Consider the following 11,988-nt stretch of genomic DNA (forward strand, 5'->3'; position numbering starts at 1 on the left):
TTTAGTTTGGCTGAGGCGGCGAATAAACCATAGGAGGCGCAGGTGCGCCAGTCGCAGCTGTTGCATGAGTATGACCCAGGAATGACAGCGTAGGCGTGGAGAAATCCGCGCCTTTTACGTTTCCAGACGCTTCCACATCGCCCTTGCTGGCGATGTTTCCATCAACGTCCAGCTTGCCTGTGCCCGAAATGTTGCCATCTACGCTCAAAGCGCCTGTGATTTCCACGTTTTCCGCAGAAAGTTCAACTTTTTTTGCATTTATTTTGACATTTCCCTCACGATCCACCGATATAATGGTTGCAGCTTCCTCATTGATGCGCCTCATGGGAATCGCTAGAAGGTTCAGCAGATCATTTCCGGAAAAGCTCATTGGAAGTGAGGCTTCTTCACCCCAGGTTTCCTTCTTCCAGTTTCGAATATCGCGGCTGCTGCTTATGCAAAGAACGGTGTCGCCAGCGTCCAGCTCATATTCCACATGAACGGTCTTTGTGCCGATCCATAGGACAGGCACATTCCGGATAGCCATCAGCTTTCCGTCCTTTAGAGGCTCCATCTGCATATTGCGCAGACAGTTTCGAACACTTGGACGTACATTGACGGAGCCATCATCGTTCACGCTGACAATGACCGCGGGGAAGGCTGTCTCAAAATCCTCCATCTTGTTATCGAAGAAGCGATCCAGAAGTTTTGCGATGCTGTTTGCCATTTACCAGTTTGCCTCGTTGGCTTCGCATTCAATCGTGAAATCCGAGCCATAGTTGGAACCGCGGAAATTGCATTCCGTGATGATGAAGTTTCCCTTGATTGTCATGGATTTTACGCTGTCATACTCGTCGCCGCAGCTTGAGTCTATGTTCACAAAGATGTTTGGCGCAAATTTTGGTGAAATAAGCGCAGTAAAGCGTACTTTCCTTGTTCGGTCGATTTCTTTGCTGGGCTTATTTTCAGCCGACTGTTCGTCGCTTTCATTCTGTGAGAAAAGGAAGAAGGTGGGGTCATCGCCAAAGTTTACCTTGTTGATGCTTTCGTCTCTGATTTCTTCTGCATGGAGTAAACCGCTTTGAAAATCCAGCCTGATTTGTTCCGTTTCCATTGTCTTTTCATCTTCACTAATGACAATCATTTCGTTATTGTCGAAATATAGGTGCATTCTGAACTTTGGAATAAGGATATTGTCGCGGAAACTTATGACAGCCTGACGAAATGTTGCCGAAACGCCATATTCTATGCCGATGGGTTCTGACAGCTTTGTCTGGCTTCCTGCTCGGAGAGCGATTCCGGCATAATCGCAAAGTTCCTGTAGACATTTTTTTACCGTCATATCCTCCTTAAAGAGGAACGCACAATTCAGACGTGCAAGCTGGTAGAACGTTCCACGCGCAGAAACGCAGGTGAGGATAAGCTCAACGTCCTTTCCGACGCGCCTGGGGACAGCCATTCCGATTTGGCCTACAAATATGTTTCCTACAGTCTCGTCTTGATGCCCTGCCTGCAACAGGACGCTGTTTCCTTCACTCATGACGAAGTTTATTGTGTCCGGGCTCGGATTATAAACAGTGATGGTAGCCTCGTTATCGTACCATTCGATGGAACGGATAACTTCAAAGTCAATATCGAACTGGGAAAGGTCCTTGCAGTCCTCGCTGGTGATGTTGCCAACAGCGAACTTTCCTATGAATAGTCGAACGATTCTGCCGAAGGCCATTAGAGCATACCCGCCTTTTCGAAGACGGCAACATCAGCCTTTGTTAGATAATGGAGAACGTAGGCTTTTCCTAGATTGTCGTGATTTAATTGTTCCTTGCAAGTCTTTTCTCGCTTAAATATGGCAAGATCGCCATTGTCAAGCACCTCATTTCTACTTTTTAACAGGCGAGAATTTGGGACAAGTCTGATTCCGCAACGTTTTCCGTTGACCGTTTCAAAGTCTGCAAACCAGTTTCCATCCCTCCAGTTCCAAAGAAGCCGGATTGAGAGCATGACGCCCTCGATATTGACTCGCTCCACCATGTAGGAGCCCCCGCTAGTCTCTATGGGTATCTTTATCATGCGTATTCCCTTCCTATGGATTCGTTCATCTTGTTTACGGCCTCGTCTGCGCTTTCGCTTGCGTCACCGCTGACGTTTCCTGCGTTGGCCTTCTTGCTCATTGCCTGCTGTTCCGCGTTGTTCTGGGAGGCTGGTTCTGCTGGGTTCCATTCTCCGCTGAGGTTTTCGCTGGAGAAGTTTGCTGTCCTGATCTCACGCAGGGTCAATTCGAACTTGACGCTTTCACCGTCCTCGGCTCCACGCGTCGCGTGTAGGCTTTGGATCGCCATTTCCTCATAGACTTCAAGGCAAGTGATGATACGGACTTTCTGACGCGCCTTGGCGATGGCACAGAGCTGTTCCCAGCGCTTGAGCGCGGTATTGGTGACAGCTTCCGCCTCCTGGATTTCAACCTTGTCCTTCCAGGTTCTGCTATTTCGTGTGCCATCCTCATTGACAAAGCCACCCTCACCGTTGATTGTGTGGTTTGTGAACATTCCCGTGACCTTGACGCTTCGCAGCTTCTGCTGGACGTGATCGCTGATTGTGGCACCGTTTTCAACGGCATGGTCGGTAATGTCAAATTCCAGCTCATGGCTTTCGTCCACAAGCAGGTCGAAGGGAAGGTTCTCAAGTCCGAAGTTCTCGTTTCGCGTGAACAGGGAGGCCGCTATGACGTGGGGCGGGTTCTTATATCTGGAATAGATATTGAGGGCTGTGCTGACAAAGCCAATCATAGTGCAAGCGCCTTGACCGCCTCGGAACGGTTCACGAAGGTGAGCTGGGACTGGAGAAGCGTCCTGAGGTTATCCTTGATGAGTCTTGCCATCATGTCGCTGTCCGTCTTGATGTTGTTCGTGTAGTCGATATTGGTGATGTTGGTGCTGCCCTTGGCTGTCTTTGCGACAGACTGCATGGCCTTCTGCATTTCCGCATCCAGATCGACGGGGGTGTAGGTGAAATCCACGGGCTTGAAGTCCACATCGGGGCCGTTCCCGCTGGAGTTCTTCCAGGGCAGGGAATGGTTCCTGTTCATCTTGGCCTGTCCCTGTCCGATAAGTCCCTGGTAATAGTCGTAGGCGCCCTTGGCCCTTGCCCAGTTGATAAGGTTCTCTGTCGCCCCATTGGGGAGGCTTCTCATGTCAAATCCTGCTCCAGCAGCCTTGTCCCAGCCTGGATTCCAGGGGATGCTTGGCATCTTCTTCATGAGTTCCTTTTCTTCCGGAGTCATGAGCTTTTCATAGTCCTTCATGGATCGCTGCCAGCTTCCTCTTTCCTTTGTTGCACGTTCTATTTCGCCAGCGGCCTCCTCCCTTCGCGCCTCACGCAGTTTTTCGTTGGCGAGGTCCACAAGAAGGTTGCCTGCCTCCCAAATCTTCTGCAGTCCCCAGACGGTTGCGGTAAACAGTCCAGCCTTGAGGAATCCTTGCCAGCTCATTCCTAGTCCGTTGAGGGACTTTCCGAACGCGATAGAACCCTTCTGGGCTGAATCCATCATGGGAATGACGAATTTCATGGCTCCTACAAAGGCCATTGTGGAGACGGGTGCCTGCGCGAAGATGTTCAGCAGGGTGGAAACACCGTTTGCGAACGAGGCGATTGCACCTACATTCTGGCTGAGAGTGCCGATGAGGGACTTGAGTACATTTCCGAAGCTGTGGAACAGTTTCCTTATCGAGGGCATATTTACCTTGATTTCGCGAGCTAAATCTGCAAATACAGGCAGAAGTTCCCTACCGACTTCTTCCTTGACGTCTCCAATCTCATTCTGGAGCTGGGTTATCTTTCCTGCGTCGGTATTCGCCATTTCCTTGGCGAATCCCCTTATGCTTTCAAGAGTCTTTTCCAGCGCAGCAACTTGCATATCCTCGGTGACGATACCGCCATCCTGCTTGATTTTCTGCAGTTGTTTGATGGCACTGGTATCAAAGCCCTGTTGTTCCAGCGTCATTGTACGTCCGGTAGTGATTGCGCCAAGTAGGGTCTGTGCATAGCTTTTGAGTTGATCTGCGTTTGCTTCGCCACCGTTGGTGGAGCGGGCGGCATAGTCCGCGACCATCTGCATCATTCTCTTGGAATTATCTACGCCCTTGATGCGGTTCGTCCAGGTTGAGGCTGCGGAAAGCAGGCCTTCATCGCCATACATGCTATTTTCCTGGATTCTTGATGCAAATTTTTGCAATTCGCCAAAACGGTCGGCATTGCCGTTCCTTTGCATCTGGAACTTCAGGCTACGTTCCGCTTGATCCTGCAGCTTGAAAGCCTCTACACCTTCCTTTCCAAAGCCAATGAGTTTGGAAATGCCTTGAAACCCTGCATAGGCAGCGACAGCGCCTGCGATAACGCCCTTGAGCTTGGAGAAAGAACCTTCCAGCTTATGTGTTTCCTTCTGGGCGTCCCTAGTAGCGTCCGCGATCTTGTGAGTTTCCTTGGCGGCTCTTTCAGCTTCCTTGCCGACGTTCGACGTTTCCTTTGAAAGTCTTGTCGCGTCGTCTCCAGTCTTTCCCATGGAGTCCTGAAAGCGTCCAAGGGCGGCGCTGAGGTCTCCATCGTCAACCTGGAACCGCACCGTCTGTACAAATTCGTTCTCGTCAGCCATTGTCTGGTTTGCTCCTTTGCTGTTGGTAATATTCGCCCCAGGCGCTCCTGTAATCGTTTTCCATATCCAGATAGGAACAGAAAGCCATCATTCGATCAAAAGTCCAATTCCTCTCTATATCGGAAAGCGGAACACGCGCCTTGCTGACTATGCGCCAGATTGGAGCGTATTCCGCTGCTGTTCCCTCCAGTGTACCGATTTTGCCGAGTTTTTGAAGGTCCTCTGCGTCGGTATCGCTGAAAGATGCCACTATCGGATTTGAATAGTTTAGGCTCCAGCCTGTTCCGTCGCCGGGGCCTCCACGAAAGGGCTGAGTTTCTCCAGCTTCCAGACCTTGAGAAGGATTGTGTACAACTCGCTGCGATTTGCAGCAAATTGTTCCGCGATGGCGTCACAGGAATCAAGTCTGTGATGCTTCTGCCCCTTATTGACGACCGTAACGCGGGAGAGGGTTGTTTCTACCAGCCAGCGGAAATCCTTTTCGGAAAGTTCCGAGATTGTGCTAGCCAAGGTGGCGAAGGCGTCAATTTCGTTGGAAATATCAATCCCCATCTGGGCCATGCGCCCAATAAGCCCGAGAACCTTTCTGTCAAGGTTCAGGGCTTCAAATCCGGTATGACAGATGAGCTGATAGTCGTTCTTGCCTACAGTGAAGTTAATTGTTTCCATAAATTATCCCTCAAATACGGCTTCGCCCTTGACGCGAAGCGTGACTGTCCTTGCCGCGGCTGCGCGTCCACGGGTTGCACTTCCCATACTGTGAATCCAGCATTGTCCGAGAATGGAGAAAGGACCGTTCAGATCAACGAAAGAAAACAGGTAAGGCCCTGCCTTGGTTTCCTCGTCGGCAATACGCAATGCTTCCAGCTTTGCAAGCTGAGGACTTGTTTGCATGAACGGAACAGTGACTGTGTAGAGCTTGCGCACCATGCGGGAGCGTTCGATACAGCCGTTGCTACCTTCTGTGACCTCCCATTCGTCACCCTCCTTGGTGATGGTGATGTCACCAAGGAAGTCGGAAAGTTCGATGCCTTCCACAGCCATATTGACCAAGGTATGGTCGTAGGTTCCTACAAGATTGGACATTTGCAGTTCTCCTTAAAGTGTAACGGTGAGTTCCACGTTTCTGACAGTGTGGATGGAATTGAGTCTGGAATAGCGTCCCTTTACAAGCGGAAGATTTCGCGCCTGGACGTCCACCGCGTAATTCTTCTTGAGGTATTCGTAATCCTTGATGTTTACCGTATAACCCTGCATGATGTACTGGTGATCGGTATCAGCCGCCTTGGCAAAGACCTGGAGGATTGCCGCTGCAACAGAATTGATTCCATTGTCGTCATAGGTGACTCCGTGACCGTCATTGGCTTCGCCAAGAAGGCTGTAAATCTTGGTCTGGATATTGAAGCGAATCCAGTCGTCCTTGGCGATACCGTCAATGAAGCTGGCAGGAGATTTTTCGCCTGTGCTTGCAAGCAGAACATTCTTTCCGCTAGTGCTTCCCATGAACACTCTGGATTCCCCCGCTGCAACCGTATAGACGTTGATATTGTCGGCGACGAGTGCATCAAAGTCGGATTTCTTGTAGCCGTCATATTCCACGTTCTTGACCTTCTTGTGGGCGAAAGTGCCGCGAGCGGAATCAAGGGCGCATCTGATGGAGACGATAGAGGCTGCGATATTCCCCGCTGCATGATGCTGGTAGAGCGCTACACGATCGCTAGTGGACTTGAGAAGGCTCTGGGACAGCTCCCTGATGGATGCAAATCCGTTGCTTGTATCGTCAAGTTCAAGGTGGATAATCTTGAAATTCTCGCCAAGATAGGCGTTCCAGCCACCCGTCTTGGTAAATTCCGTAGATGATGGAATGATGTCGTCGCCAAACTTGGCTACGATATGGTAAAAGTCCAGGGCTGCGTCCTGTGCGTTCTTGACGGCATCAAGAGCTTCCGCAAAGCAGCCTGCCTTGATGGCAATAACCTTTGCTGGGCAGGCACTCTGAGAAAAGGTGCTAGCAACCATTCCATAAAGAAGGCTATCCGTTCCGAAAACTTCCGCATCCTCGGAACATGAACATTCTACAAAGGCAGGTCCCTGTGAGGCTGGGCCAACAACAGCCATAGTGTTGACGCTTGTGGTGGAAACGGTTGAAATCGCCTCGTTGATGCTGATTCGGATAATGGAATCGATAATCTGCGCCATCATAACTCCTAGTTAGATTGGAGGATTAAGGGTTTGACTGTTTCGATCCTTGGCCTTTCAACCGCGATTTCATCCGTAAAGTTGACTTGGAATGAAAAACGCCATTGTCTAATGAAGAACTTTCCATCATAGGTGTCGATGGCGTTGATTGCAGTTGGTTGCCAGATCGTAAACCCCCTCTCCCTGGCGAACTCGGTAAATTGCGGAAGCTCCAGCTCATTCCTTGCCTTTCTAAGGATGTCTCCGTCGCCTTCGACTTCGACGAAGTGGACCATGGCGACTTGCGAAAACAGGAACTTTCCCTTGCCCGGAGGCGGAGACAGTTTGCGTCCATATTGTTCCACAGAATCGATTCCAACAGCGACATAGCACCCAACGGGGGCGGGGCTGTTCGTCGGACTCTTGATGAACTGGACTGAAAATCTTTCGCAGTCGTTGAAGTATTTGCATAAGGCTCCCTTGATTTCGTCAATGCTCACCGGAGCGCCTCCGGAATCTGGGCTGGCGGAATCTTGCTTGCTATGTATTTCCAGTGGGTGATGTTTGGCAGATTGCAGAAAACAAGCTCATCCACGATTTCGTACCAGTAGCCTCCCTGCTGGATATATCCGATGGCTTCTGCACCGTCCTGTGTTCGCGCAGCAAGCCTTTCGCTGGAATAGACCTTGACCATGCCCGTATTGCGCGAACCTTCGCTGTACGCGATGGCTTCTTCTCCCGTGACAGGCTGAATTGTCCCGCGAACAGTCCTTTCGGATTTCGTCTCGGAAACGGCGTTTCCCTCGGAGTCGAAATGGGGCTTGACCAGTTCGCAATAGCGAAATGTCCTAGCGAAAACCGTTGCCACCGCAGAGCCCCTGCATCCTTACTGCGCCCGTAACGCCCGGACGCGGTGAATACTGTTTTCTCAGCAGAAGGAACTGCTGTCCGAAGCTGGTGCTTGAAAGCCAGGCGTCGTCATCGTTACCCTTTGTGCTGCCATAGGAAACTGAAATGTCGCCTTCCCGCTTGCTTGTGACAGTTCCTGCATCCCCGTCGCTTCCCCTGGATTCCAATGCTGCGAGATGGGAAACCATCAGAGAAAGCGCATAGACGTAGGCCTTCTTGAAATAGCAGGCGCTTACATGGTGGGAGGCTCCCATAATCCAGGCGTCAAGTCGCTTGCTGTCCGCGTATTCCGTCGGAAGGTAGGCTATGAGTTCGTCCTTCTGTTCTTCACTTATTGGAAGCGGAATCATTTTGTTTTTTTGCCTCCATTTTTTCGTTCATTTCCTTTTGCTTGGCCTCGTCCCATTGCACGTCAAATTCGTCCAGTTCCTTCTTTCTTGCTACTGCGGCTTTCTTTACGCCTGCGCTGGTCTTTTTTACACACCCCTCGATTTCATCGACAACCTTCTGGGTGTTGGCCTTGGAAATTGCAATTTCGGCTACGCTGGGTGTTATCCTTTCCATGAAGGAGAGCTTGCCCTGTTTTTCCAGCGCCTTGATGATGGGGTGCTTTCTGTCAATAGTCCCGTCCGGAACAACATTGGAACCCGGCAGAAGCAACATGGATCCGATGTGGACGGTACATTTCTGGTTGTTCATGACTAGCATGGCGTCAAATCCTGTAGGCGAAAAGTGGGAAAGGTGAAAAAAGAGCTCCACCGCGACGGAAGGCTGGCCCTGTTAGGGAAAACGTCGCGATGGAGCCGGGGAGGGGATTCTTGACTAGAGTCCGTCTGCGTAGGCTACGGCGTTAATGTTCTTGAATGCTACGCCACCCACGCGACAATAGCAGGGAACCTTGTAATAAAGGGAATCCTTCTGAGGCGCGTCCTGCTTGAAGGGAATCGGCAGGCATCGAGTAACGACGCTTGGACTGTACTTGTAGATTACCGCACGTGTAGCGCCATCTACACCGGCATCATCGAGCTTGGAACATTCGCGCCAATTGACAATACCCTGACCTTTGAAAACCTTTTGCAGATATTCAAGGATGGTGATGTCTCCCCCCTTTTCATCCTTGGGGGTGGTAGACAGATAGACGAATGCGTCATGGGGAAGCAAAACGGTATCTGCCTTGACAGTGCGGTGGGTGTTGGTACGAACTGTGTCGATCATTGCCTGGAATGTTGCGATGATTTCGGTCAAGGACTTTCCCTTGATGGCCGTTCCGCCAGATGTTCCCGTAGGCACGACCACCAACGGAATGTTGGGGTTATTGAGGAAACCCGTTGTATTTGCTTCCTTGTCGCCAACGAAAAGAACCTCATCGACTTTTTCATCAATCTTGCGACGGGCGGTATCTGCCTCATCGCGTGAAAGGTCAATGCCTGCAGTAAGCCACTGCATGAGTTCAAATTCGCTGTAACCATAGGAAAGGCCCCATTCGCGAATATCGTTTGTCTTGATTTCAACACCGCGGCTAATAGGAGGAAAATCATCCCTATAGTCGCTAATGAGCTTTGCAACGCCCATTTCGTTGACAATCTTGTAACTCCAGGAACGCAGCCACATACCCACACCAGTCTGTGCAGGAATCAAACTGAGAGCGTCAAGATTTTCGCGGTCAAGGCCGTAAGTTTCATTGATGATTGTGTTGAACAGGCGGCTAATCCTGTTGAGTTCGTGATCCTTAAAATTCATGCGTTCTCCTTTTGGTGCCTATGCGATTTCCAGTTCAGCCAACCCGCCATCAGCTGCGTCGGTCTTGAACATTCCACCCACAATCTGGGTGCCGCCCGTTGCCGTTGCTGTAAAGGCATTGTTGGTGTCGTTGACGTAGGCGTCATCGCCTGCCTTGACTTCTCCAAGTACACGAACCCACAAACGCCCTTTCTTGACGACATTGATGGTCATGCCCGCCTTGTAGCTGTCGTTAAAGAGGGTTCGCTGTGCGATGCCGAGAAGTTTTCCGTTCTCCGGCTTATTCACATAGACCTTACCAGCTTCGTCAGCTTCGCCAGTTTTGATCCAGAGAGGGAATCCTCCTTCGGAGTCCTTGTCTTCCTGAATCACCCCTGTTTCAATGGAGTGGGGTACAAACGGAAACAAAAGCCCTGGAGCTCCAATTGCTCCATATTCCATTTCAAAAGCCATACGCTAGGCCTCCCTTGCAAAACTTGCGATGTTAAGCTTGTTGTACTTGTCGTTCATGGCTTCGAACGCCTTTTCCGTATCAGCATCATCCTTGAACTGTGTCATGTCTGGGGCAAACGGGGAATTCTTGGGAGGCTCATCTGAACCGTGGGCAGAATCCTTCAGCTTTTGAACGGCGGCTTCATAGGCGCCAGCCATATATTCTGCGCTCCTGCCGTCAAGAACCATCTGGGGGTAGGCTTTCTTGACCATGGCACTACGGATAGCCTCTACGCTGTCACTTGCCTTGACTTCTACGCCAAACTGCTTGGCACAATCGAGCAGGGCGACCTTCTCATTTACAAGACGGGCAATTTCGCTTTCATCCTTGAGTCTGGACTTGAGCTGGTCTCGTTCAGAAATTGCTGCATCACGGGAAGCAGTCATGGAGTCCAGCTTGCCTTGGAGTGCCTTGGATTCCTTTTCGGCTTCGTCACGGGCCTTTTGTGCAGCATGGAGCGTTTCAACAACTTTTTCGTCGGCCTCGTATTCGGCACCGTCAATAATGAGCTTTCTTGCCATTTCATTCTCTCCCGCCCCTAGGGGGGCATTGTCGTTTACATTGAAAATTCTGTCGAAGTCGGCACTGTCGCCGATTCTAAAGCGCACTCCGTCGCCAGCGCGCCCTTCGCGAACAAGTGCGATATGGTTGTAACGGATATTCTTCATGGCTTCGTCATAGGCGACGCCCTGCCAGTTGCCCTTGCCACGTTCTAGCCCAGCGTCATATCCGCAGGAAACAGCTCTTACACGACCCTCGCGCATTTCCTTGATGGCTTCTGCGTCCGTGATCGTCATTGTGACATAGGCGTTCAAACCGTCCCAGCTTGCATCCGTTCCGGTAAAGCCTACCTGGAGTTTCTTGGCGTTCTCTGGGGAAACGTCCTGCATGGGGTGAAGCAGGGTGACTGGTTTTGAATTGAGGCTCAGGATGCTGTCCTGTGCAGAAACTTCCTTGACCGGGCGCAGTCTGCGCTTTATTCCGTCCGTAGTCATGTAGCTGAAAACGCCCGCGCCTGTGACACGGATTTTGCCTGTAAGGTATCCTTCCGGGGTAGTCCTGAAAACAGTCTGGTCGAAGTCGTTATAGTCGCGGAGCGTTTCGTTCATGCCCCAAATTTAGAGGCGCAAACAGGCTATACGGGGGTTTCACCTAAAGGCATATAAACAGCCCCAAAAACACCAAAAAACAGCGGAAAACGCCGCTACAAGCGCGGTACGCTACCCCACAATTGACTGAATTTGTCTATGATTTGTTAAAGGATAGTTGAATCAAGGAGTTTGTATATGATTCCCGAATTATTTTCTGTAGGTAAATCACTCAAGGCTGTTTACGATTTTTCGCAAAAGGCGTCAAATTTCTTTTTGACAAAAAAGATAGATGCTTTCAACGAAAACCCGCAAAGCGAAAAGTCAAAGGAATTTTGGGCGAAATTAAAAGATGATTATCAAGAATTTGAAAAAATTATGGAGCTTCTGATTCATCATTTAATTTCAGCAGAATCTACCGTAAAAGCCAAATACATAAGAAATTTAGTGGATTCTTATAGTGAAGGAAAAATTGACTGGTTAATGTTTTGCCGAATGAATTTTATCCTTAGTCAAATTTACACCTTTGATTTAGAAAAAATAGTTGAATTCTATTATGGCAGTGAGTCCAAATTAGAAAAGAATGATGAAGAACGTTTTTTTACTTTAGGCTTGGTAAATCATGTTAGAAATCGTTCTAACGTCGTTGATTTAGCAATGACGAAAGATTTAGAAGTCAAATACGAGAAAAATGACTTGGGAGAGATTTTTGTTGATTGTGTTCTTCATGATGAAAAAATCAAAATTTCCCAGCGACACCAGAAGGATGTAGAGAAATCCTTTGATTGCTTCAATAAAGTAATGAAAAATTTATTGCATCATAAATAAAATCCAATCCGTAAAATCTAAAAACGATTACTGATTCTAAAAAATCATTATGAAGCCCCGTTTGGGGCTTTTTTTTGTGGCAAGCGTCATTTGTATACTACGCGGTGTATCATATAGGAAAAGTG

16 protein-coding genes are annotated in these 11,988 nt (G+C 49.6%); 1 reads left to right on the forward strand and 15 read right to left on the reverse strand.

The window, feature by feature from the left end:
• Nucleotide 1 precedes the first annotated feature (1 nt).
• The 15 genes from MJZ26_02455 to MJZ26_02525 all read right to left on the reverse strand — a co-directional run bounded on the left by MJZ26_02455 (nucleotide 2) and on the right by MJZ26_02525 (nucleotide 11,056).
• Nucleotides 2–706 carry a hypothetical protein gene (locus MJZ26_02455; protein ID MCQ2104630.1) on the reverse strand — a complete coding sequence of 235 codons (705 nt, stop codon included), beginning with the start codon at nucleotides 704–706 and terminating at the stop codon, nucleotides 2–4.
• Nucleotides 707–1,705 (reverse strand): hypothetical protein, encoded by a 999-nt coding sequence (locus MJZ26_02460; GenBank protein MCQ2104631.1) that lies wholly within the window; start codon nucleotides 1,703–1,705, stop codon nucleotides 707–709. It lies immediately after the preceding gene.
• Complete coding sequence (locus MJZ26_02465) at nucleotides 1,705–2,049, reverse strand: hypothetical protein (protein MCQ2104632.1); 345 nt, start codon at nucleotides 2,047–2,049, stop codon at nucleotides 1,705–1,707. The genes MJZ26_02460 and MJZ26_02465 overlap by 1 nt, the downstream gene beginning before the upstream one ends.
• Nucleotides 2,046–2,765 carry a hypothetical protein gene (locus MJZ26_02470; GenBank protein MCQ2104633.1) on the reverse strand — a complete coding sequence of 240 codons (720 nt, stop codon included), beginning with the start codon at nucleotides 2,763–2,765 and terminating at the stop codon, nucleotides 2,046–2,048. The genes MJZ26_02465 and MJZ26_02470 overlap by 4 nt, the downstream gene beginning before the upstream one ends.
• Nucleotides 2,762–4,627 (reverse strand): hypothetical protein, encoded by a 1,866-nt coding sequence (locus MJZ26_02475; GenBank protein MCQ2104634.1) that lies wholly within the window; start codon nucleotides 4,625–4,627, stop codon nucleotides 2,762–2,764. The genes MJZ26_02470 and MJZ26_02475 overlap by 4 nt, the downstream gene beginning before the upstream one ends.
• Nucleotides 4,628–4,894: 267 nt before the next feature.
• A complete protein-coding gene (locus MJZ26_02480; GenBank protein MCQ2104635.1) occupies nucleotides 4,895–5,296 on the reverse strand; it encodes a hypothetical protein in 402 nt (133 codons plus the stop codon).
• Between the two features lie 3 nt (nucleotides 5,297–5,299).
• A complete protein-coding gene (locus MJZ26_02485; GenBank protein MCQ2104636.1) occupies nucleotides 5,300–5,713 on the reverse strand; it encodes a hypothetical protein in 414 nt (137 codons plus the stop codon).
• A 12-nt stretch (nucleotides 5,714–5,725) separates the two neighbouring features.
• Nucleotides 5,726–6,829, reverse strand: coding sequence for a DUF3383 domain-containing protein (locus MJZ26_02490; protein MCQ2104637.1), 1,104 nt, complete (start codon nucleotides 6,827–6,829; stop codon nucleotides 5,726–5,728).
• A 5-nt stretch (nucleotides 6,830–6,834) separates the two neighbouring features.
• Nucleotides 6,835–7,305 (reverse strand): hypothetical protein, encoded by a 471-nt coding sequence (locus MJZ26_02495; protein ID MCQ2104638.1) that lies wholly within the window; start codon nucleotides 7,303–7,305, stop codon nucleotides 6,835–6,837.
• Nucleotides 7,302–7,673: a hypothetical protein gene (locus MJZ26_02500; GenBank protein ID MCQ2104639.1), complete on the reverse strand. Its 372-nt coding sequence runs from the start codon at nucleotides 7,671–7,673 to the stop codon at nucleotides 7,302–7,304. The genes MJZ26_02495 and MJZ26_02500 overlap by 4 nt, the downstream gene beginning before the upstream one ends.
• Nucleotides 7,654–8,064 (reverse strand): DUF4054 domain-containing protein, encoded by a 411-nt coding sequence (locus tag MJZ26_02505; protein ID MCQ2104640.1) that lies wholly within the window; start codon nucleotides 8,062–8,064, stop codon nucleotides 7,654–7,656. The genes MJZ26_02500 and MJZ26_02505 overlap by 20 nt, the downstream gene beginning before the upstream one ends.
• Nucleotides 8,042–8,422 (reverse strand): hypothetical protein, encoded by a 381-nt coding sequence (locus MJZ26_02510; protein MCQ2104641.1) that lies wholly within the window; start codon nucleotides 8,420–8,422, stop codon nucleotides 8,042–8,044. Before MJZ26_02510 ends, MJZ26_02505 begins: the two co-directional genes overlap by 23 nt.
• 114 nt (nucleotides 8,423–8,536) lie before the next feature.
• Nucleotides 8,537–9,454: a DUF2184 domain-containing protein gene (locus tag MJZ26_02515; GenBank protein ID MCQ2104642.1), complete on the reverse strand. Its 918-nt coding sequence runs from the start codon at nucleotides 9,452–9,454 to the stop codon at nucleotides 8,537–8,539.
• An 18-nt stretch (nucleotides 9,455–9,472) separates the two neighbouring features.
• Nucleotides 9,473–9,907 carry a DUF2190 family protein gene (locus MJZ26_02520; protein ID MCQ2104643.1) on the reverse strand — a complete coding sequence of 145 codons (435 nt, stop codon included), beginning with the start codon at nucleotides 9,905–9,907 and terminating at the stop codon, nucleotides 9,473–9,475.
• A gap of 3 nt (nucleotides 9,908–9,910) precedes the next feature.
• Nucleotides 9,911–11,056, reverse strand: a complete 1,146-nt coding sequence (locus tag MJZ26_02525) for a DUF2213 domain-containing protein (protein MCQ2104644.1) — start codon at nucleotides 11,054–11,056, stop codon at nucleotides 9,911–9,913.
• A gap of 177 nt (nucleotides 11,057–11,233) precedes the next feature.
• On the opposite strand from MJZ26_02525, the gene MJZ26_02530 reads away from it, so the two are divergent.
• Nucleotides 11,234–11,863, forward strand: coding sequence for a hypothetical protein (locus MJZ26_02530; GenBank protein MCQ2104645.1), 630 nt, complete (start codon nucleotides 11,234–11,236; stop codon nucleotides 11,861–11,863).
• Nucleotides 11,864–11,988 lie beyond the last annotated feature (125 nt).

The organism is Fibrobacter sp. (assembly GCA_024398965.1).
Lineage (GTDB): Bacteria > Fibrobacterota > Fibrobacteria > Fibrobacterales > Fibrobacteraceae > Fibrobacter.

Excerpts from the sequence above, each read along its gene's own strand:
- MJZ26_02455 (MCQ2104630.1), bottom strand. The coding sequence starts at position 706 with ATGGCAAACAGCATCGCAAAACTTCTGGATCGCTTCTTCGATAACAAG.
- MJZ26_02460 (MCQ2104631.1), bottom strand. The coding sequence starts at position 1,705 with ATGGCCTTCGGCAGAATCGTTCGACTATTCATAGGAAAGTTCGCTGTT.
- MJZ26_02465 (MCQ2104632.1), bottom strand. The coding sequence starts at position 2,049 with ATGATAAAGATACCCATAGAGACTAGCGGGGGCTCCTACATGGTGGAG.
- MJZ26_02470 (MCQ2104633.1), bottom strand. The coding sequence starts at position 2,765 with ATGATTGGCTTTGTCAGCACAGCCCTCAATATCTATTCCAGATATAAG.
- MJZ26_02475 (MCQ2104634.1), bottom strand. The coding sequence starts at position 4,627 with ATGGCTGACGAGAACGAATTTGTACAGACGGTGCGGTTCCAGGTTGAC.
- MJZ26_02480 (MCQ2104635.1), bottom strand. The coding sequence starts at position 5,296 with ATGGAAACAATTAACTTCACTGTAGGCAAGAACGACTATCAGCTCATC.
- MJZ26_02485 (MCQ2104636.1), bottom strand. The coding sequence starts at position 5,713 with ATGTCCAATCTTGTAGGAACCTACGACCATACCTTGGTCAATATGGCT.
- MJZ26_02490 (MCQ2104637.1), bottom strand. The coding sequence starts at position 6,829 with ATGATGGCGCAGATTATCGATTCCATTATCCGAATCAGCATCAACGAG.
- MJZ26_02505 (MCQ2104640.1), bottom strand. The coding sequence starts at position 8,064 with ATGATTCCGCTTCCAATAAGTGAAGAACAGAAGGACGAACTCATAGCC.
- MJZ26_02510 (MCQ2104641.1), bottom strand. The coding sequence starts at position 8,422 with ATGCTAGTCATGAACAACCAGAAATGTACCGTCCACATCGGATCCATG.
- MJZ26_02515 (MCQ2104642.1), bottom strand. The coding sequence starts at position 9,454 with ATGAATTTTAAGGATCACGAACTCAACAGGATTAGCCGCCTGTTCAAC.
- MJZ26_02520 (MCQ2104643.1), bottom strand. The coding sequence starts at position 9,907 with ATGGCTTTTGAAATGGAATATGGAGCAATTGGAGCTCCAGGGCTTTTG.
- MJZ26_02525 (MCQ2104644.1), bottom strand. The coding sequence starts at position 11,056 with ATGAACGAAACGCTCCGCGACTATAACGACTTCGACCAGACTGTTTTC.
- MJZ26_02530 (MCQ2104645.1), top strand. The coding sequence starts at position 11,234 with ATGATTCCCGAATTATTTTCTGTAGGTAAATCACTCAAGGCTGTTTAC.